At 42.3% G+C, this 19817-nt stretch carries 22 protein-coding genes; 5 read left to right on the forward strand and 17 right to left on the reverse strand.

All coding sequences use genetic code 11. The features are described from left to right. From GZ22_RS09525 to GZ22_RS09595, 15 genes are all read right to left on the reverse strand, one after another. Window positions 1–855: a M50 family metallopeptidase gene (locus tag GZ22_RS09525; RefSeq protein WP_038561662.1), complete on the reverse strand. Its 855-nt coding sequence runs from the start codon at window positions 853–855 to the stop codon at window positions 1–3. Beyond that, entirely contained in the window at window positions 842–1606 is a 765-nt protein-coding gene (locus GZ22_RS09530; RefSeq protein WP_038561665.1) for a M23 family metallopeptidase, read from the reverse strand. The genes GZ22_RS09525 and GZ22_RS09530 overlap by 14 nt, the downstream gene beginning before the upstream one ends. Before the next feature lie 99 nt (window positions 1607–1705). Beyond that, window positions 1706–2458 carry a class I SAM-dependent methyltransferase gene (locus GZ22_RS09535; protein ID WP_425427760.1) on the reverse strand — a complete coding sequence of 251 codons (753 nt, stop codon included), beginning with the start codon at window positions 2456–2458 and terminating at the stop codon, window positions 1706–1708. A 152-nt stretch (window positions 2459–2610) separates the two neighbouring features. Next, entirely contained in the window at window positions 2611–3216 is a 606-nt protein-coding gene (locus tag GZ22_RS09540; protein WP_038561671.1) for a trimeric intracellular cation channel family protein, read from the reverse strand. 76 nt (window positions 3217–3292) lie between these two features. Further along, window positions 3293–4090, reverse strand: coding sequence for a septum site-determining protein MinD (minD, locus tag GZ22_RS09545; protein WP_038561675.1), 798 nt, complete (start codon window positions 4088–4090; stop codon window positions 3293–3295). Further along, window positions 4083–4769, reverse strand: coding sequence for a septum site-determining protein MinC (gene minC, locus GZ22_RS09550; protein WP_038561677.1), 687 nt, complete (start codon window positions 4767–4769; stop codon window positions 4083–4085). The genes minD and minC overlap by 8 nt, the downstream gene beginning before the upstream one ends. 35 nt (window positions 4770–4804) lie before the next feature. Beyond that, window positions 4805–5344 carry a rod shape-determining protein MreD gene (gene mreD / locus GZ22_RS09555; RefSeq protein WP_051748165.1) on the reverse strand — a complete coding sequence of 180 codons (540 nt, stop codon included), beginning with the start codon at window positions 5342–5344 and terminating at the stop codon, window positions 4805–4807. Next, complete coding sequence (mreC, locus tag GZ22_RS09560) at window positions 5344–6240, reverse strand: rod shape-determining protein MreC (RefSeq protein WP_038561680.1); 897 nt, start codon at window positions 6238–6240, stop codon at window positions 5344–5346. Before mreC ends, mreD begins: the two co-directional genes overlap by 1 nt. Window positions 6241–6252: 12 nt before the next feature. Beyond that, a complete protein-coding gene (locus tag GZ22_RS09565) occupies window positions 6253–7293 on the reverse strand; it encodes a rod shape-determining protein (RefSeq protein ID WP_038561683.1) in 1041 nt (346 codons plus the stop codon). A 245-nt stretch (window positions 7294–7538) separates the two neighbouring features. Beyond that, window positions 7539–8225: a RadC family protein gene (radC, locus tag GZ22_RS09570; RefSeq protein WP_404819712.1), complete on the reverse strand. Its 687-nt coding sequence runs from the start codon at window positions 8223–8225 to the stop codon at window positions 7539–7541. A 153-nt stretch (window positions 8226–8378) separates the two neighbouring features. After that, window positions 8379–9206 (reverse strand): SPOR domain-containing protein, encoded by an 828-nt coding sequence (locus tag GZ22_RS09575; RefSeq protein ID WP_038561687.1) that lies wholly within the window; start codon window positions 9204–9206, stop codon window positions 8379–8381. A gap of 228 nt (window positions 9207–9434) precedes the next feature. After that, window positions 9435–10193, reverse strand: a complete 759-nt coding sequence (locus GZ22_RS09580) for a prepilin peptidase (RefSeq protein ID WP_038561690.1) — start codon at window positions 10191–10193, stop codon at window positions 9435–9437. Between the two features lie 280 nt (window positions 10194–10473). After that, the gene (locus GZ22_RS09585) at window positions 10474–11001 is read right to left on the reverse strand and encodes a YceI family protein (RefSeq protein WP_038561693.1); all 528 of its coding nucleotides are present in this window, start codon (window positions 10999–11001) and stop codon (window positions 10474–10476) included. 106 nt (window positions 11002–11107) lie between these two features. Continuing rightward, window positions 11108–12850: a sensor domain-containing diguanylate cyclase gene (locus GZ22_RS09590; protein ID WP_038561696.1), complete on the reverse strand. Its 1743-nt coding sequence runs from the start codon at window positions 12848–12850 to the stop codon at window positions 11108–11110. Window positions 12851–12902: 52 nt separating this feature from the next. Further along, window positions 12903–14138: a bifunctional folylpolyglutamate synthase/dihydrofolate synthase gene (locus GZ22_RS09595; RefSeq protein WP_038561700.1), complete on the reverse strand. Its 1236-nt coding sequence runs from the start codon at window positions 14136–14138 to the stop codon at window positions 12903–12905. A 112-nt stretch (window positions 14139–14250) separates the two neighbouring features. Here GZ22_RS09595 and GZ22_RS09600 point away from each other — a divergent pair, with 112 nt between their 5' ends. The 5 genes from GZ22_RS09600 to GZ22_RS09620 all read left to right on the forward strand — a co-directional run bounded on the left by GZ22_RS09600 (window position 14251) and on the right by GZ22_RS09620 (window position 17969). Next, window positions 14251–15144: an ATP-grasp domain-containing protein gene (locus GZ22_RS09600; protein WP_038561703.1), complete on the forward strand. Its 894-nt coding sequence runs from the start codon at window positions 14251–14253 to the stop codon at window positions 15142–15144. Next, entirely contained in the window at window positions 15141–16004 is an 864-nt protein-coding gene (locus GZ22_RS09605) for an ATP-grasp domain-containing protein (protein WP_038561706.1), read from the forward strand. The genes GZ22_RS09600 and GZ22_RS09605 overlap by 4 nt, the downstream gene beginning before the upstream one ends. After that, entirely contained in the window at window positions 15992–16504 is a 513-nt protein-coding gene (locus GZ22_RS09610; RefSeq protein ID WP_038561709.1) for a 2'-5' RNA ligase family protein, read from the forward strand. The genes GZ22_RS09605 and GZ22_RS09610 overlap by 13 nt, the downstream gene beginning before the upstream one ends. A 117-nt stretch (window positions 16505–16621) precedes the next feature. Continuing rightward, complete coding sequence (locus tag GZ22_RS09615) at window positions 16622–17413, forward strand: ABC transporter ATP-binding protein (protein ID WP_038561712.1); 792 nt, start codon at window positions 16622–16624, stop codon at window positions 17411–17413. 277 nt (window positions 17414–17690) lie between these two features. Then, window positions 17691–17969 carry a phospholipase A2 family enzyme gene (locus GZ22_RS09620; protein WP_038561715.1) on the forward strand — a complete coding sequence of 93 codons (279 nt, stop codon included), beginning with the start codon at window positions 17691–17693 and terminating at the stop codon, window positions 17967–17969. Between the two features lie 154 nt (window positions 17970–18123). Here the strand turns inward: GZ22_RS09620 and GZ22_RS09625 are convergent, their stop codons facing one another. Continuing rightward, the gene (locus tag GZ22_RS09625) at window positions 18124–18756 is read right to left on the reverse strand and encodes a response regulator (protein ID WP_038561718.1); all 633 of its coding nucleotides are present in this window, start codon (window positions 18754–18756) and stop codon (window positions 18124–18126) included. Between the two features lie 13 nt (window positions 18757–18769). Next, the gene (locus GZ22_RS09630; protein ID WP_038561721.1) at window positions 18770–19810 is read right to left on the reverse strand and encodes a sensor histidine kinase; all 1041 of its coding nucleotides are present in this window, start codon (window positions 19808–19810) and stop codon (window positions 18770–18772) included. Window positions 19811–19817 lie beyond the last annotated feature (7 nt).

Here is a 19817-nt window from a genome sequence, read left to right on the forward strand (position 1 = left end):
TCACTGTCTGTTTTGTTGCAGAATATCCGCCACTGTACAATGTGCTTGTTTCCGCTTAAAGTACATATCACTGCATTGCTGTTCGTCCAATAATGCATTTTTCCCTTTCACTACAATTATGTGCCGCCTGTTTCTCCTGTATTGGGATAGTACATCCAAAAGAGCCGTTTCCGATGTAGCGAAAATCGGAGTGCTGATGTCAGCATTCGTTCCGTATGTAGCACGCTGCAGCAAAAAGCGTAGAAACACATAATAGCGTCGTTTCCATTCTAGCCGATTTTCCCACAATAGAAAACAGAGAAGGCTGACTGTACTTAATGTAAAGGGCGTGGCTATACACACATACAGAAGTACAGCTACCCCGATCATCCAGCTGACAATGATAAGAATTGTATGAGCCTTTCGATAGGGTAGCTGCAAGGATAGTAATAAACCAATCAGTTTTCCGCCATCAAGCGGCCAGATAGGGAGCAGGTTAAAAAGAAGAATCGTCGTATTATACATATACGCTGTCTCAAGCACTGCTTCCGGTGTAGACGTGGCAGAAAGGCCATATAAAGCCGCAAATATAAAAATGTGGACTGCTGGTCCTGACAAGATGACAATTGCTTCTTCCAAAGCTCGTCTATTTCCCTGTTCATCGGTTTCCATTACGCCACCGAAAACCCATAGCATGATACGGCGGATACGCCAGCGAAAATAGCGCGCCGCCATAAAATGCCCCATCTCATGCAGCAGTACGATGATGAATAGGATAAGTACTTCCATGAGCATCCCTGTCAATACAGCAAGAAGCAAAAATCCCCAGAATACCGGATGTAAGTGAATAGGCGGGAGCCAATTATGGCGCGTCAACTTGCGTCTCCTGGATCGGATTCAAATACTTGCTCCCCTGCTGCAAAGCAAAATAGACAGACTGGGCATTTTCCGCATTCGGTACAAATTCACCAATCTTTTCATTGGCTCCGATCCGCTGGTATTGATTTACCTCAATAGCGTGCAAATGGCCATAGATGCTCTTGCTCTTATCTGCGTGCTGGAGAATAATAGTCTTTCCGGTTTCCTGGTCATTGCCTGCGAAAATGACAATTCCTTCGTCTACTGCCACAACATCTGATTGCTGTGCAGATTCAATCAAAATACCTTCTTTTGATTCCTCAAATGGCTGTACGACTGTTCCATTAACCGGCATCGCTTGAGCTTCTGCTGTATTCGCACTATCTCCACTAGGGCTCAGCGCCACCGGATCCCCGAATCGCTCTTGATACCAGCTATTCACGGTAGCAAAAGGGAACTCCTCCGTCAATGCTGTCAGTACTGTTCCTTTCGTCTTTTCAATAATCGGATGGTCAGCTTGCAAGTAGATGGCTGTGCCAAAAAATAGACTGGCAGATAAAATCAGCCGGAACATGAACCTTGAAGCAAACTTCGAATTATCCTGCGAACTAGGCGGTTCATATTTTGGATGCGGCGGAAACCCATGAGATTCCTCTTCATCCACAGTAAAAGGTCTAACCGTATCGGCCATACCTTTTTGTATTTGTTCCCCTTTCAGGCGTTTCCTTTCAGCGATTCCTTTCCGTACCGAATGCAGATTCTTGCCCATAATAAGAACCCCTCTCTCCTTCTTAGTACAAGTCTATGAAGAAAGAGGACGAGTTATTAAAACAAGCGAAAAAAGCCTCCCAAAATAGGAGGCAATAATTCACTTCGGCCTAGCAGCTAAAAGGAACCGATGTTGTCGCACGTCTAAGAACCCTTTTTTCTCTATGATAAGATGCAATTCATATAAAGCTTCCCTGTAAGCATCTACTGAGAATCGCGGCACTTGCCAAGGAATTGCCTTCAAATAGTAGATAACCGCTCCAATATCATAGAAACGCATGGACGGAAATGCTTCTGCTGATTCTAGCACGGTAAATTGCCCTTTTAGTTCCTCAGCCGCTGTCTGGAAATTCCATTTCTGATACATAGGATTGATCGGCGCACCCAAAAGCTGATTGAGTTCAGCGCAATCCGTTCTTCCTACTTGCTGAGTGAGAAAGATAGCATTTTGTTTCAGCACTCGTCTTACTTCTGTTACATCATAAGATTCATGTTTGTTTAGGATCACTTCAAATGATTCATCCATGAAAGGTAATTGATCGTCTTCTTTGATTTGGACGAGTTCTACTCCTAATGGAGCAAGTCTCTTCCTGGCAACTGGCACATTTGGCAAGTAACTCTCTGTCGCCACAGTGTAATCTGGCAGCGGCAGCAGCTTAGATAGAAACTCTCCGCCACCTGTTCCCATATCAAGCAGACTTTTTGCTCCGAAAAGATATTTCCGTGCTTTACTGCCATATGACCAGGGCAATAGTTCAGATTGCACTCTGCCAGTATCTTCGATAAAAGAAAAGTCCCATCCAGTAAAGGCTGTGTTGCTGTCTTCTAATAACTGATTGAATAACTTCATCATTTCTCCTCCTTTTACTCGCTAGATAACCTTCAAGCAAAGCGGGAGGAGAGCGTATTTTGTACTCGCCTCGTTGTTATGGATGATGCTCCTTGTTCATAGCCATCCCCCTTTTTCCTTATTATAACAAAAAAAGATCAGCAATTAGCTGATCTTCATTGATAGTGCATTTTCGGTACAGGCAGCTGCCATTTCCGATGAAAGGAAAAAATACGCAGGAAAATGATCGCTGCAAACAAAGCATAAAGCAGGAAAGGATGATCAGAAGCTCCAAGCCCAATGACAAGTCCCGCCAAAGCCGCCCAAGTTCCGTAAATCTCCGCTTTAAACACATAAGGTTTCCTGCCGGCCAGCACATCCCGCAGAATGCCTCCTCCGCTTCCTGTAAGGAATGCGGCAACCATTATTGCAAGCAAACTATGATCCAAACTGGAAGCATGCAGGGCTCCTTGAATTGCAAATGCTGCCAATCCTATCGCATCAGCATACAAACCAGCCTTTTTCCATGAATAGCTCATTAGCTTCGGAAAAATTAAGATGATGGTAATGGAAATAAGTGATATATAGAATAAAGTCGTTTGGGACCATAAATAAGAGACCGGCAACCCAATTAATAGATTACGAATCGCTCCTCCACCAAATGCAGTCACAAAGCCTAAAATATATACGCCGAACACATCATATTTCTCGTCCATGGCGACGAGAGCACCACTGATAGCGAAAGCAGCAGTACCTATAATACTGAAAATATCCCATGTCATGTTGTACATTCCCCTTGTTTGTAATGGACATAAAAAAACTCGTAACTCTTACCAGAGCTACGAGTTTACCATAAGTTCATTTACTTTTGGAAAAAAGTTTTTTCAAACGGCTGAACATGCCTTTCTCACTCTCAAAGCTCATTAGCGGTACTGATTCACCAAGAATGCGTCGCGCGATATTGCGATAGGCAATACTCGCTTTCGTATTCGGCTGGAATGCAACCGGCTCTCCGTGATTGGAAGCTTTAATAACTTCGTCGTCATCCAGAACAATACCGAGCAAGTCGATTGACAGCACTTGGACAATTTCATCCACTTCAAGCATGTCGCCTTCTTGCACCATATGGTTACGGATCCGGTTGACGATCAGTTTAGGAGGTTCGATATCCTCCTGCTCCAGCAAGCCGATAATGCGGTCCGCATCACGTACACTCGGTTTTTCCGGTGTGGTAACGACAATCGCTTTATCCGCTCCTGCTACAGCATTTTTATAGCCCTGCTCGATACCGGCCGGACAATCAATGATGATGTAATCGAATTCCGGCTTGAGCTCGGCTACGATTTTTTCCATCCCATCGGGTGTCAGATCGGTTTTATCGCTTGTTTGGGCAGCTGGCAGTAAGTAAAGATGATCGAAACGCTTGTCTTTGATCAACGCTTGCTTCAGCGCGCATCTGCCGACAATTACATCGATAATGTCATAGATGATTCTATTTTCAAGACCCATCACAACATCCAGATTCCGTAGACCGATATCCGTATCAATCAAACATACTTTTTTCTCCATCAGTGCAAGCGCTGTTCCCAGATTGGCAGAAGTAGTTGTCTTGCCTACTCCTCCCTTACCGGATGTAATAACGATTGCTTCACCCATTTAACATTCTCCTCTCGAAACTGCTGATGCCCGGACGTTTGCGAATCACTGCCTGCAAACGGTCAATGATAATCTTTTCCTGTTCATCATCGATATGCCCGCATTCCATATAAACACCATCTGTCTCATGATCGGGAGCGCGGCTGATGTAATCCGCTATCCGAAGCTGCGTCGGATTCATATATGAAGCAGCGATAACAGCATCAACGTTGCCATCCTTGCCGGCATGCGCTATCCCAAGCAAATTCCCCATGACGAAAATATTTCCAGTAGCTGTTACACAGCCCCCGGGATTCACATCACCAAGCAGCAGTAAGTCACCCTTTACTTCCAGTACCTGACCGGAACGGACGACACGGCTGACAGCCTTCACTTCTGCTTCTTCCTTCCACTCATTTGCCGCTTGTTTCGTAATGACATCAGAATGGATGGATTCTATTTTTAATCTCTGTTTACTCGTAATCATCTTACGGAGGATTTCCTCCTGCTCCTTGTACAAATACCTGTTGCCCAATTGAATATGTACACCTACAAGGTGATCAGCCGAATCAATACGATTAGCAGCAAGCTTCTCTTCCAATTCCTTTATCAATTCCTCGAAAGAGCAGGCATCATCCATATGCAAGGATATCCCTTCCCGGGTACCTTTTATCGTGATGATCTGTTTGTTTCCAATCAAGATGGTCACCTCCGTTCGTCGTCTGATTTTCTTCTCTATAAGCTAGTCGTTCTTCTAAGCTGCGAATCGGACCATTTCTGCAGAGGCTTGTGGAAAATCAGATACAAGATTACAAGCATGATAAGGTTGGCGCCTAGCGTCGGCAAGAGACGGTGCATCAGGTATGTACCGAATCCGATCGGCGTGATGCCAATTAAATGATAGATAAAATAGCCGATTGTATCGGCGAAAACAATTGACAGCATGCCCAGCAATGCAGCTACAAGAATATTACCATGCAGCACTCTGCGCAATTCTAAAATTAAGTAGATGCTGAATCCATATGTGAACATATAGACGCCAAGCATATCTGTATATACGATATCTTTCAGCAGCCCGAATATAAGTGCATATAACAGACTGTAATACGAATTATCCAAATCATAAAGCATAGCAATCAGTACAAGGAACAAAAGACTCCAATGCGGAATCAGCCATGTGTCACCGCCAATGAACTGCTCTGGCAGCATGGCGGTGGCAACTCCTTCAAGACAAACGATCAAAAGCATGATCAAAGGCAGATATAGCTTTTTCATCACAGACCCTCATTTCCGTTACCTGACGAAGCGTCTTCTGATGCAGCATCTATAACTAAAACCTTATCGATATCATACAAGTCTGCTGTAGGTTTAACGTGCACCGTTTGAGATAAACCGTACTCATCCAGTTCGACTGAGTCCACTTCTCCGATTGGAAGACCTTCTGGGAATACTCCACCAAGACCAGAAGAAGTGACTAGAGATCCTTTTTTAATTTCTAAATCGGGTTTTACTCCTGTAAACAGCAGCATTCCGTCCTTCTCATCATAGCCTTCAATCAAACCGAATATCGGAGCCTGTTTGTCTCCGTCTTCATTTTCTCCTCCGTCAATCTTAGCAGATATACGGTTAGTTTCATTAAATCCGCTTAATAATTGAACAGATGCCGTACTGCGACTAACATCTTCAACTTTTCCAACTAAGCCGCTCGCTGTCATTACTGCCATGTTCGTGTCAATGCCGTCGTCGGACCCTTTATCAATTGTCAGCTGATCGAACCAACCCTCCGGACTCCGGACAATTACATCAGCTGGAATTGGGTTATAATCCATCGAAGTGTACTGATTGAACTTGTCAATTGTCTGCTGCAATTCCTCGTACTGGTGTTCCAGTTCCTGATTGCGGGACATTAAGCCTTTGTAATCGTCCACTTTCGATTTAAGCACTTGGTTTTCTTCATAAGTGTTCTTAAGATCTTTAATATTTGTCACTACCGTAGAGGTGAACTGTGCAGGTTTGGAGAAGATATTCTGCACGAACCCTACGGTATCACTGATTATTTGTTCTGGTAATGTCTGGCTGCTCCGATCCCTAGTTGAAAAGCCTATCAATCCGACAAGGATGATGATTGCAATCAGGAATAAGAACATCCTTTTTTTCTTAAAGAAATTCATAATTCACCCAACTTAATTTTTGATAGCTTTGGAAAACACATGTGGATGTGAACGGAAGTGCTCGATGTACTCCAATGATTTACCTGTACCGATAGCTACACTGTCAAGCGGATTTTCCGCAACAAAAACTGGCATTTTTGTTTCTTCACTGATAACGCTATCCAGATTGCGAAGCAAAGCACCGCCACCTGAAAGAACAATACCGCGATCCATAATATCAGCAGCCAATTCAGGCGGTGTCTTTTCTAATGTAAGCTTCACAGCATCCACAATCGCACTGACTGTATCTGCTAAAGCACCTGAAATTTCCTTCGCGCTCACACTGATTGTCTTTGGAAGACCAGTCAGCAGATCACGTCCGCGAATTTCTGTTTCTTCATCCGGCTCTGGCACTCCAGCATGACCAAGATCCATCTTCAATTGTTCTGCAGAGCGTTCACCAATCATAAGGTTATACGTTTTGCGGATGTATTGGATGATAGCTTCATCCATATCGTCTCCGGCTGTGCGGATAGACTGACTTGTTACGATACCGCCTAAGCTGATAATAGCAACTTCTGTCGTACCGCCGCCGATATCAACGATCATACTTCCAGTTGGTTCCCATACAGGAAGGCCTGCACCGATTGCAGCAGCGAATGGCTCAGCAATTGGGAAAGCATCCTTTGCACCTGCTTGTTTTGTCGCATCGATAACCGCACGTTCCTCAACCATTGTGATACCAGACGGTACACATACCATTACGTTCGGCTTCTTCGCGAAGGAAGAACGATTACGCTGTGCTTGCTTGATGTAATACTTCATCATTGTAGCTGTTGTATCGTAATCCGCGATGACACCATCTTTCATCGGACGGATAACACGGATATTTCCTGGTGTTCTGCCAATCATATTACGAGCGTCGCCGCCAACTGCCTCTACCTGGCCTGTTTCTACATTTGTCGCCACGACAGAAGGCTCACGGACGACTACGCCTTTTCCTTTTACAAAAACTAATGTATTCGCTGTGCCCAAGTCGATGCCCAGGTCTTGTGAAAAACTGAATTTCGCCACAATTAATTCTCCTTTTCCGAGTCCGTTCGTGTTTCAGCAAAGCTGCTGTCAGCAGTGCATACTTTTCATATATTGTCTCATTATGTTGTACTTTATCATATCAGATATTATATCCAATAGACATCGTTGTAAGGTAATAAAGCATACCATCAGAAGAAGCGCCAGCTAGTAAGGTGTACCATGCTAGGCGCTTCTCTACAAAGCTAGTTCCAATTATACGAGAAAACCAGAAAAATAGATAGTAATTACAGGTATCCTTTTTCCTTCAATGAAATAAACTTCCGGTCACCGATAACAAGATGATCCAAAAGCTCAATCCCAATCATCTTGCCGCACTCCAGCAAACGCTTTGTAACATGAATATCTTCCTGAGAAGGCGATGGATCACCGGAGGGATGATTATGTGCACAAATAATGCTAGCAGCGGAACGACGGACAGCTTCACGGAAGATCTCGCGGGGATGAACGATGGAGGCATTTAAACTGCCAATGAAGATGGTCTGACGATGGATGATATGATTTTTCGTATTGAGAAACAAGACGACAAAATGCTCCTGGCTAAGATTACGCATTTCTTCCATTACGTAATCTGCACCGTCCTTAGGACTGCGGATTGTATAACGTTCTGCCGGCTTGTATCGATACAGCCTTTGTCCCAGCTCAATCGCAGCCAAAATAAGCACTCCTTTGGCCGTCCCGATTCCTTTAATAGCAGTCAACTCCTCAATGGTCGCATCTCTCAGGAGCTGCAATCCTTCGAAATGCATCAAAAGACGTTGTGCAAGTAATGTAACAGACTCATCTCTTGTCCCGCTCCCTAACAGGATGGCGAACAATTCTGCATTAGACAAATGAGCAGGACCTAGTTCCAGCAGCCTTTCCCGCGGACGATCTTCCTTCGGCACAGATTTTATCGCCAATTCAGTATGCAACAAAAAACCGCCTTCCTTCTGACTCGGATTCCTGTGTAGCAGACAGGTTACGAGAAGCTTATCGGAAGACGGTACTCTATTCAAATCGACAAATAGAAATTTTATTAAGTCTCTCTATGAGATAATGTAGAAATTAGATCGGAAAAATTAAGTTCATTGGCCGGCAGCAGCTAGAGTAGCAGCTTCATGCCATACCGGCAGCAACATACTAGCAGTAAACGATCCTTGCTCCATAGCGCTGACTGCTTCATCAGACGCCGTTTTAACGCTTTCAGCTTCCGCCGGAATTTTCTCCTGCCAAGCTTTCCAAAGAGCCGAATCTTGATTATCCCCTGCAGCAAGCAAAACAGCCAGCTCGTCCAGCCAAGCGCTGCTAGCAGCTTCGACTCCTGGATCCCATTGCTTTACATAACTTTCATAACCCTGAGCCTGCAGCTGGGAGCCAAGTGTATCAGCTTCTTCCTGAGAACCTGCCATACCTGTCAGCAGGAAGAATTGACCGTTCTTTTCCCATAATACTGCCGGGATTCCTGCATCTGCGTACTTCTGGACAACATCCTGCCCTATATCTTCTTGATTATAGACGCCTCCCTGCACAACGTAAGCTGTCAAATCACTAAACGCTCCAGCGTTAGCAGCAGCGCCCTGTGTTGCTATCGGAGCTGCCACACCACTTGTTTCAGATTCAATACCCGCTGTATAACGAAGCAGCAGGAATCCTAGCACGACTCCGATAAGCGCTGCACCCAGTGCAGCCGCAGCCAGCTTCTTGGCAAAAGGAGACAAAGATACAGCATTTTTTTCTGATTTCTTCTTATTCAGCTGATCCAATACAGGAACATCCTTTTCGACCGTTGCCGCCGCTTCTTCGTCATAAAGAGTGTAGCTTCCCTCACCGATCATCTCTTCTTTTGACTGCTGCTGTTGCTTCTTCTGCTTTTTACCGCCAATCTTGACGGAAAATCCCTTTTTCTCTTCCATCCTGGCACCTCTTTTATGATTGATTGGCTCAACTCTAGCACAGCTAGAAAAAGAAGTAAGAGATATGCTGTCGAGACAAAAAAAGAGTGTTCGACAGGATGAACCTATCAAACACGCTTTTCTACGAATTAAGAAGCAGGATTATAAAATACCCGTAAAGATATCGTTGCAATATAGCTATTTTCCGAGGCATTTGTCACGTCAATTTGTTCTATTTTATCCCTAAAGTCATATAAAGATAAATGGACTGTACCAGCTTATGATTGTATCACCATGAAAAAACGTGAGTAGTGCTCCAGCTAATATATACGGACCAAAAGGAATTACTTGATTCCTTTTTAAAACCCTAATATAAAGAAGAAAAAGACTAATAACAGCACCCAATACAGACGCAAGGATGAAAGTGAGCAAAATTCCTTTCCAGCCAAGTATGCCACCAAGTAATACAAATAATTTTAAATCTCCTCCACCCATTCCACCTCGGCTGAGTAAAATGACAAGGAAAAGTAGGATAAACGCAATAACAGATCCTATTATGGAGTCCCACCATGGATCCAATGGAGTAATAATTCGAAGAAGAATGAAAAGAGGAAGAAAAAACAGAAGGATTTTATTTGGAATGAGTAGAAATCGCATATCCGTCACAAATAAGATTGCACCGATTGATACCAACAGAAGAGCTAAACCGAAATCCCAGCCTGTTCCAAGCAAATAATAGCTATAACCAAAAAGGAAACCGGTAGCAAGCTCATTTACAGGATAGATGAGTGAAATATGCTTTTTACAGTTTCGACATTTACCATGTAGAATTACATAGGAAATGATTGGAATCAAATCATAAGCTTTAATTTGCTGCTTACAGTCAGGACAAATTGAACGTTCTGTTTTGAACATTCTCTCCTCAAGTATCCTCATACCTACAACATTGTAGAATGAGCCGAACAAAGTTCCTAGAACAACGAAATAAATCAAAAGCAAAATCGACATAGCACCACTCCTTTAAAGAAATTCACTCCAAAAATCGCTTTCTAGTTATCCCACCTCCTTTAATAATTTTAAGAAGCTGCTCGCCTATCTCTCCCAATAAATTGTACCAAACTCTATTTAAATATTTTAAAAATAAACTCTATTTTTACATTAACTACACAACATTAATTAAGCCAATCCTAAAGACAGTTAGCATAAAACTATACATCACTATATTGCTTAGAAACTTTATCAAAAATAAAAGACCTATCCCCTGGGATAGGTCTTTCCTATATCATTCTTACTCTACTACAAACTCAAAGTCAGCAGTGAACTTAACATCTTTACCGATCAATACGCCGCCTGTTTCAAGTGCTGCGTTGTAAGTCAAACCGTATGCTTCACGGTTGATTTTGCCTTCTACTTCGAAGCCGGCGATTGTGCTGCCGTCCATTGGGTTTTTGGAAGTGCCGTTGTATTCTACTTTGAATGTTTCTTCGTTAGTTACGTCTTTGATTGTAAAGTCTCCAGTGATTTCGAATTCATCATCGGATACTTTCTTAATAGATTTGCTTTTGAATGTCATGGCAGGGTGGTTAGCTGCGTCGAAGAAGTCTCCGGACTGCAGGTGACCGTCGCGGTCTGCGTTGCCTGTGTTGATTGTAGCCGCTTGAATTGTTGCTGTAACGGATGCGTTATCCAAATTATTCAAGTCTCCACTGAATTGTACGTCGAAGTCTTCGAATTTCCCCTTAGCTTTGGAAACCATCATATGTTTTACTGTGAATGCAATACCGCTGTGTGCTTTATCTAATTTCAATACTGCCATGTTTGTTCCTCCTCAGTAGTGTTTATTCATTAAGTTACTTTACGTAAGTAACTATATATTAATCACTTTGTTACGTCAAGCATTACTTTATAAAAAAACATTCCTTTTACGAAGGAATGTTTTCGGTTTTTTGATTCAGTTCATGATAGATACTTACTCTATTTCGGCCTTTTTGCTTGGCACCGACGTACATCGCACGATCGGCATGCCGGACTAGTTCCAAGTCATCTTCACTGTTCTCAGGATAAGACGCGACTCCGACACTGACAGTCATTTTTAAGGAGACGTTCTGATCGGAATCTAATGTATTTTTTGTATGGAAAGGTTGTGCAATAATGCTGTGCCATAATAAATCAGCAACTTCCGCTGCTCGTATAGAATCGCAGTTAGGTAAAATGACGGCAAATTCTTCTCCACCGTACCGAGCAAGAATCGCATCATCATCCCCTATCTCCTGTCTCAATCTTGCAGCCACCTCTCGCAGTACATCATTACCAGCTTCATGTCCATATGTGTCATTCACTTGTTTAAAATGATCCAAATCCATCATAATCAATGACACAGGTTTTTTAGGTGCACCCTCTTGAAATAATCCCTTAAGCGCATCATCAAAATATCGGTAGTTATATAAACCGGTTAAAGCACATCGCTCACCAATTTGTTTTGTCTGTTCATAATGCTGCGCATTAAGAAGGCTTACGGCCATGAAGTTTGCCAGCAACTCTATCAGCATGAATTGATATTTCTCGTAAATGTTTCTCTGTTCGGATAAAATCACGAGGATACCAATAATTTCATTATCACGTTCAATCGGCAAACACATAAGACTTTCACTATCAGCTGGAGCTATCACCTTCCACTTATCAACCCATTGTCTGCGTTTTCCATAGCGAACTCCGACGCCTTTCTTCCATACAAGTCCTGCTACGCCTTCGCCTTTTTTCATTCGATCACCTTTTTGGTAGAAAGAAAGCTTTTTGGGATCATATAGTCGGATCAATTTCAGTTCCTCGCCATTTGTCACATCATACAAGTAGGCTTGATCCGCTGGAACGACAGATACAATTCGTTCCATAAATAGATCCAATGTCTCTTTAACATTCAGCTGTGCAGTTAATTCATGCCCAACTTCACTGACGTTTCGAAGATGCTCATTCATATTACTGCTTCTATAATAGAGTCTCAATATATAAGATGTACTCACAATTGAAAAACCGATAAAGATAACCGCGACGGCGCCAATCTGGTGATAAAGCAGGTGCAGCAGCAGTGCAGCTGGCAAGATATAGATGGTCGTCATGAATTCCCAGAAAAAGCTACGCTCAAAGAATTTATCTCTCTTTCCATATATATATCTTCTGGTCAGGGTAATAAGGATATGATTCATCATGAATAACGTCATGGAGTAAGCCAGGATCCCGATAATATGCATTGGTGTTTCCAATGCTTGGGAAGCGTCTCCGGGAAGGTCAAATAAATTATATACTCCCGCTGCCGAGACACTCATCAGGAAGAACATTAAATAATTTAACGGTATACGAAACAGATCTTTTTTTGTCTTGCGCACTTGCAGCAGCACAATTGTGACACTTATAGTCGTAATAATCAGTTCTACAAACAAACCAAAATTTAAGTAAATGACAAGCGTAATACCATTTAGGAAAAAGACAGGAATCTGGTTCACCATGATTGGAAATAGCGCCACAATAATAGCCAAAGCAGTGAATGCGCCTAAATCAAGCCATTTCAAATTATCCAAATTTGTCTGTTGATAGATTAGAAACAGGGAAGCTGGCCAAATGATAGCCCAAGCTGCCCAGATCCAACGTTTCTTGCTGCTGTTCACCATCTAGCTTCTTCCTTCCTATCAGCCGTACATATAAAGATTCAGATAATTTAAACTACCACATTTTCCTATTTTGAACAATATACTTTCTGACTTGGTAAATAAAATGCAGAGAACCAGTCACAAAATAGACAGTGTCAGTTTGATAATCATTATAAATCCGCCTCATCCAATCCTGCCAATCGGCCACAACTTGAACTGACGGGAATGCTGCTGACAATGTCTTCAGTTCGGCTGCACGTGGATGATCGAAAGTTGTCAAAGTAATATCAGTTGTAATTTCTTTAAGCTGCTGAATCATCTGTGCGAATGGTTTGTCCTGAAAAGCACTGAACAATATTTCAATTCTTTCATTCGGGTAGCTCTGTTTGACCGTTTCTATGAAAGCTGCCATTCCTTCTGCGTTATGGGCGCCATCCAGGATGATTCTAGGAGTGCTTTCGACAAGTTCAAATCGGCCTGGAAGCTGAGCCTCACTTATAGCTTCTTTCACTTTATCTGTATCAATTGAGAATCCCATCTCCTGCAGCAAATGACATGCCTTCGCGGCTAATGCTGCATTCACTTTTTGATGAGATCCTTTCATTTGCGGATTTATTTGAAGTCGATCGGCGTCCTTTTCGTCTATCCACGTAATCGGCACAGCCGCTGCATTCGCCTGATTCTCAATAACTGCTCTCGCTCCGCTCTGTGTGACTGCACTAATCACTGGAGCTCCAGCTTTGATGATACCGGCCTTTTCTTCGGCAATCTCTTCAATCGTATCCCCGAGGAAACGTTGATGATCGCGCCCGATATTGGTAATAATGCTGAGTAAAGGCTGCTGGAGGACATTCGTCGCGTCACCACGGCCGCCCATACCTGCTTCTATTACGCTAATGTCTGCATGCTTAGCAAGATAAGAAAAAGCGATACTCACGTGAATTTCAAATTCACTCGGATGATTGTCCTGTTGATCCATCTCTTCTATAGTAGAAAGAAGTGCATCACATTCAGCGATAAATTCTTCTTCCGTTATCCATTTGCCGTCTACTTGAATGCTCTCGAGGAATCCTCCTGGTGTTGGAGAAATGAAACTACCTGATTTATATCCGTTATATGTCAATGCTTTAGCTAGATATGTTGACGTTGAACCTTTGCCATTTGTTCCAGCTATATGTATACTTTTCATTCGGCGTTCGGGATTAGCTGATGCGTTCAGCAGCTGCTGCACCCGATGCAGTCCCGGCTTGATGCCAAGATGTCTGCGGCTGGTTAAAAAAGCTTCCGCTTGTGCTAGATTTGCAAACATAAAGCATCTCCTTCCATGTATAATTGACTATTATATCAAACTAGTTTGTGCTGCCACTATAGAAATAATTTCATCATTTGTTGGGCATCACCTAAAGAAAGGAATTACAATTATGGCTACACCAAAACTTGGCTGGGTCATTTATAACGGCCATCTTGGCGGCAAAAAATTTCTTGATTTCGCTGAATGGATACAGCGTGCTGCTCATGCCCAAGACATTACTATGAAAATCATTAAAAATAATGCGTTGCTCGGTATGGTGGGAACAGACAACAGTCTGCTAAAAGAAGAACAGAAACTACCGGATTTTGTCGTTTTTAGCGACAAAGATATTCCGCTTGCTCAGCAGCTCGAAGCAATGGGAATCCCCCTTTATAATTCCAGCAATGCGATTGCCGTTTGCGACAATAAAATTCTTATGTACCAGGCACTTGCCACAGCAGGTATAAGTATTCCAAAAACGATAATCGCACCGAAGATTTTCCCTGGCACAACGCCGGTACAATTGGATTCTTTTAATCCCGCTATTGCAGAGCTCGGCTTTCCGATGGTCGTTAAGGAAGCTTTCGGTTCATTCGGAGAGCAAGTATATTTGATCCATAGTATACAAGAATTACATCAAAAGATTAGCGATATAGGAACAAATCCATTCGTCCTGCAGGAATATATCCAAACAAGCCATGGCAGAGATATACGGATCAATATCGTCGGCGGCAGGATCGTCGCTTCCATGATGCGGACATCAGAAACAGATTTCAGAGCTAACGTATCAAGCGGAGGCAGTATGCAGCAGTATACGCCAACAGAAAAAGAATCCGAACTAGCTATCGCAGCAGCTGCTGCCGTCGGTACTGATTTTGCTGGAGTGGATTTGTTATTCGGTCCCGGTGGAGAACCGCTCGTATGCGAAGTGAATTCCAATGCCCATATTCGTTCAATCTATGATTGTACAGGCGTTGATGTAACAGAATCAATCATTTCCTACATTAAAGAGGTGCTTTCATGAGAGGGTGGCTAATCTACGATCGAAGTGACGCAGAACGTAATTCCGCTTTTATCGATTGGTTCCTTGAGGAAAGCCACTCTCTTAACATAGACTTACAGTTAGTTTACACAGAAAATCTGCAAGTCACACTTCATAATGGACAAGTATCTGTACATACAAAAGAAAAACAGCACATCCCAGACTTTAGCATCGTGCGGACAATTGATCCTTTGTTGACCGCACAGCTGGAGCAAGCAGGTATTGCCTGCTTCAATAATGCCGAGATTGCCGCTCTTGCTAACGACAAGATCAAAACACATCTGGAACTCACCAAACTGGATATTCCGATGGTAAATATGCACTTTCAGACAAATGCTCCTCTACCTCAACCACCGATAGCTTTTCCTTTTGTATTGAAAACGTCCAATGGCCGTGGTGGTAAAGAAGTACATTTAGTTGAAACGGAAGCACAGTATCAGGATTTACAGAACCACTATGCAGATCAATCTATCCTCATGCAGCAGTTAGCTCCAACACCTGGTAAAGATGTACGTGTTTTTGTAATCGGCAAAGAAATCATTGCAGCTGTTCTTCGCAGCAGTGAGCGGGATTTCAGAGCAAACTACTCACTGGGAGGAAGCGCATCTCTCTACGCATTGAATCTGGAAGAGAAACTACTCGTCCAACGCATCGTTGATCATTACGACTTTGGCTTTGTTGGCATCGACTTTTTGTTTGATGAGAACGGCAGCTTTCTTTTCAATGAAATTGAAGATGTTGTCGGAAGCAGAACATTAAGTAAGGTAAGCGATGTGAATATCGTCCGGCTTTATTTGGAGTTTATTCAGAAACGTATGGAGGACACCAGATGTACGCAATAGTTGGATATTTTGATGAGGTAACCGAAAGTAAGATAGTGAAGTTGTGGGAAGAATTGTGGAATACAGCTATTACAGATTATCCTTATCGGCGTAAAGGGCACCGCCCACATCTTACCTTTTCATCATTTACGGAATTTAATCCAGATCTGTTGCAGGAGATTGAGCAGTTAACGAGTCTTTACGAAGCTATTACCTTACGCTTCCGTTTATTTGGCAGCTTTATGAAAAGCGATTCGTTTCTGCTGCTTCCGGATCCGATCAGTATGTTAACAGATCTCCACCAGGAAATATATAGCCTGCAAGCTGCACCTTCTCTTTATACGCCTGAAAATTGGATTCCGCATATGACAATCGCCAACCATCTGAATCCAGATCAACAGGCAGCTGTTCAGCATCTAGTCAAACAAAGATTAGATCCTTTTTCAGGGACATTGTCCAAAATCGCACTTATTCAAATTACTGAGCCTGCAGTGATAGAATTACAGATATCCACAATATAGGCGGCTAATTACAACGTAAAGCAGTCGCCATGCATTTAATTATTTAAATGTTTTGAAAATAAAAGATATATCTGATTTAATTACCATAATAGCTAACAGTCTGCGGGAGGTAATAGATTGATAGTAGAGTTGGAGAAGGTTTCACTAAAAAGAGGCGGCAACTGGATATTGCAGGATCTTGATTGGAAAATAGAAAAGGGCCAAAATTGGGTATTATTCGGGCTGAATGGCTCTGGCAAAACATCTCTGCTGAGTTTACTGAATGCCTACACTTTTCCCACAACCGGGAACATGCGTGTTTTGGGTATGGAATTTGGAAAGACTTATCTTGCAGAAAAACTGCGAATCCAAATTGGCTTTGTTTCATCTTCGCTTCAGCAAAAGTTTGACCTGGGTGATAATGCTTTTGAAGTTGTACTTAGCGGTGCCTTTGCATCCATCGGACTCTATGAAACACCTACAGATGAAATGAAAACAAGAGCTGCACAACTGCTGCACGATTTGGGCTGTTTCGCTTACGCGAATAGACGATACGAAACACTTTCGCTCGGGGAAAAACAGCGCGTTTTAATTGCACGAGCTCTAATGGCCGATCCTCCCCTGCTTATTTTAGATGAACCTGCCAATGGATTGGATTTTTTAGCGCGTGAATCCTTATTGGAATCCATTGAAAGAATCAGTAAAAAACCAGACGCCCCTACTATTATTTATGTAACTCATCATATTGAAGAGATATTGCCTACTTTTAATCAAACACTTCTGCTTAAGGACGGGAAAGTCTTTGCTTCTGGAAGTACAACTGACATGATTTCAAGCGGGCGGCTTTCAGAGTTCTTTGGTATTCCAGTCAACGTAATGTGGAATCAGAATCGTCCACTCCTTTCCAGAGTATTTGAGGCACATAAGTAAAGTTGACTTCTAAAATTTGGTTCCCTTGGTTATTGCATGCATGTATTACTATAATCAACAACTTTTAAAAGCTGCTCATTAGCGGCTTTTTTTGAGCTTTCTACATTAAAGATGTATGTACTATATCGATGTCAGTAACCTAGCTTTCTTATCATAATCTTTAATGATCTCCATTTTAACACTAACAAGAATTAGTTGAATTATGATAACCGCATATACAATTTGAATGCATAGTGAATAGGTTGGACTATAGAGTTTCTTATAAGGAGGGATAATGATGCCGCAAAAATTTTTCCGCTTCTGTATTCCAGGATATAACTGGTGCGGACCTGGCTGCAGTGGTCCAGGTGCTCCAGTCAACAAAGTAGATGCTGCGTGTAAACAGCATGATATGTGTTATCGAAGACATGGAAATCGATGTGAATGCGACCAGATGTTTTTGAATCGTCTGCGTCCTCTAATCAATTCTCGTACGCAAGAAGGACGTCACGCGCAAACTATGTATAACTATATGAAGCTTCAAACCGCAATAACATGCAACAGATATAGAAAGTAATATCACTTCTTACTTCCCGAGAACCAGCTCTAAGCAGAATCAGCAAAGAATGCTACATCTAACATATAGCATTCTTTTTCATTGGATCGAATTTATATCTTGCATCTTCTAAATTCAATATTCAGTACAGTAAACGCATTAGCATGCTACATTATTAAGACTTCAATAAGTTATTCTGATGCACATATACCGCTGCCTGTGTTCGATCATTCACTTGTAGTTTCGCCAAAGTATTACTCACATGTGTTTTAACTGTTTTAATGCCTATGTAAAGCTTATCCGCAATTTCCTGGTTCGTCATTCCTTGACCAATACAGCACAGCACTTCGAATTCCCTTTCGGTCAATTGATCATGCAGGAGCTGTTTTTTCTGGCGAAAGCTGTTCATCACTTTCGCAGCAACAGCAGCTTCCATTACTGTTTCCCCTTTGGCTGCTTTTCTAATGGCTTCGGCAATTTGTTCAGCTGTTGATGTTTTAAGCATATAACTGAATGCTCCAGCCTCCAAAGCTGGAAAAACCTGTTCGTCGTCATAGAAGCTTGTGAGAATAATAATTTTAGCAACAGACCCTGCTGTTATGATTTCTTTGGTTGCTTCTATCCCCGTTCCATCTTCCATGATCAAATCCATGAGTACGACATCTGGCTTCTCCGTTAGTACTAATTGTATTCCGTCCCGACCGTTACTCGCTTGCCCGATAATGTCGAATCCATCTTCTGTTTCTAAGTATGCGATTAGCCCTTTTCTTACAATATCATGATCATCTATTACTGCAATTCTTACCATCATGTCAACTCCTTCAGTTCGTCGGTATTCGGAGACCAATTTGTGTACCCACACCAACGCTTGCCCGCAGCATGAACGTTCCTCCTAGTTCTTCACAGCGTTCTTGCATAGATTTTAATCCTAACGATGTTTTCCGATGTTTCATAGCTGCTGTATCAAATCCTTTTCCGTTATCCTGAATAGTAACAGCCACATCCATTCCCCTCGTTAACAATTCAACTGTTACTTCACTCGCTTCTGCATGGCGCAGTGTATTCGATAAAGCTTCTTGAATAATGCGGAACAAATGCTCTTCCATCGATTTAGACAACTCCATCGTATCTTCAATATGTATATGAAAGATAAGTTGAGTACGTTGCTTCAACTCATCAACCAATTTCCTGACGCCACTGCTTAAAGAGTCCCCTGAAAGATGGACAGGCCTTAAATGCAGAAGCAATGCGCGCATTTCTGTCTGAGCCTGCTGCGCAATCTGAGATACTTCTGCAAATTTGTCTTTTGCTGCTTCCGAATTTTTATCAAATAACTTCATGCCGGCTTTTGACATCATCGTAAGCGCGAATAATTGCTGACTAACAGCGTCATGCAAATCTCTTGCAAGGCGCTGGCGCTCTTCTATTGCTGCTGCTCGATGTGCACCATCGGCAAGCTCTGCCTTTTCATCCGCCAAACGTTGAAGCGATTTTACCTGCGTATGCATCTTATCTGTCAGCTCATTTAAATCTTTACCAATACGCGCAATCTCATCGTTGCTGTTGTCTACAATTTTCGCTTGATAATTACCATTAGCAACCATTGCAATGAATAAAGACATATAATCCATACGATCCTTTATTTCTTTACTGTCTTGCAATCCAATAAAAACGGATGTAATAAAATGAAGAAGCATATATAGGATACAGAACGTGAAAATAGCTTGTACACTAAGCCACGTAGGTTCCAGCAAAACATAAATTGACAGCAGGATACCAAGAAGTAGTATTGCATTAAGAAACAATGTGCGTAAATTGGTTTTAATGTATGAGTAACGAATACTATTAAGTTTTTTTAGCATCACTGTC

The organism is Terribacillus saccharophilus (assembly GCF_000725365.1).
Lineage (GTDB): Bacteria > Bacillota > Bacilli > Bacillales > Amphibacillaceae > Terribacillus > Terribacillus saccharophilus.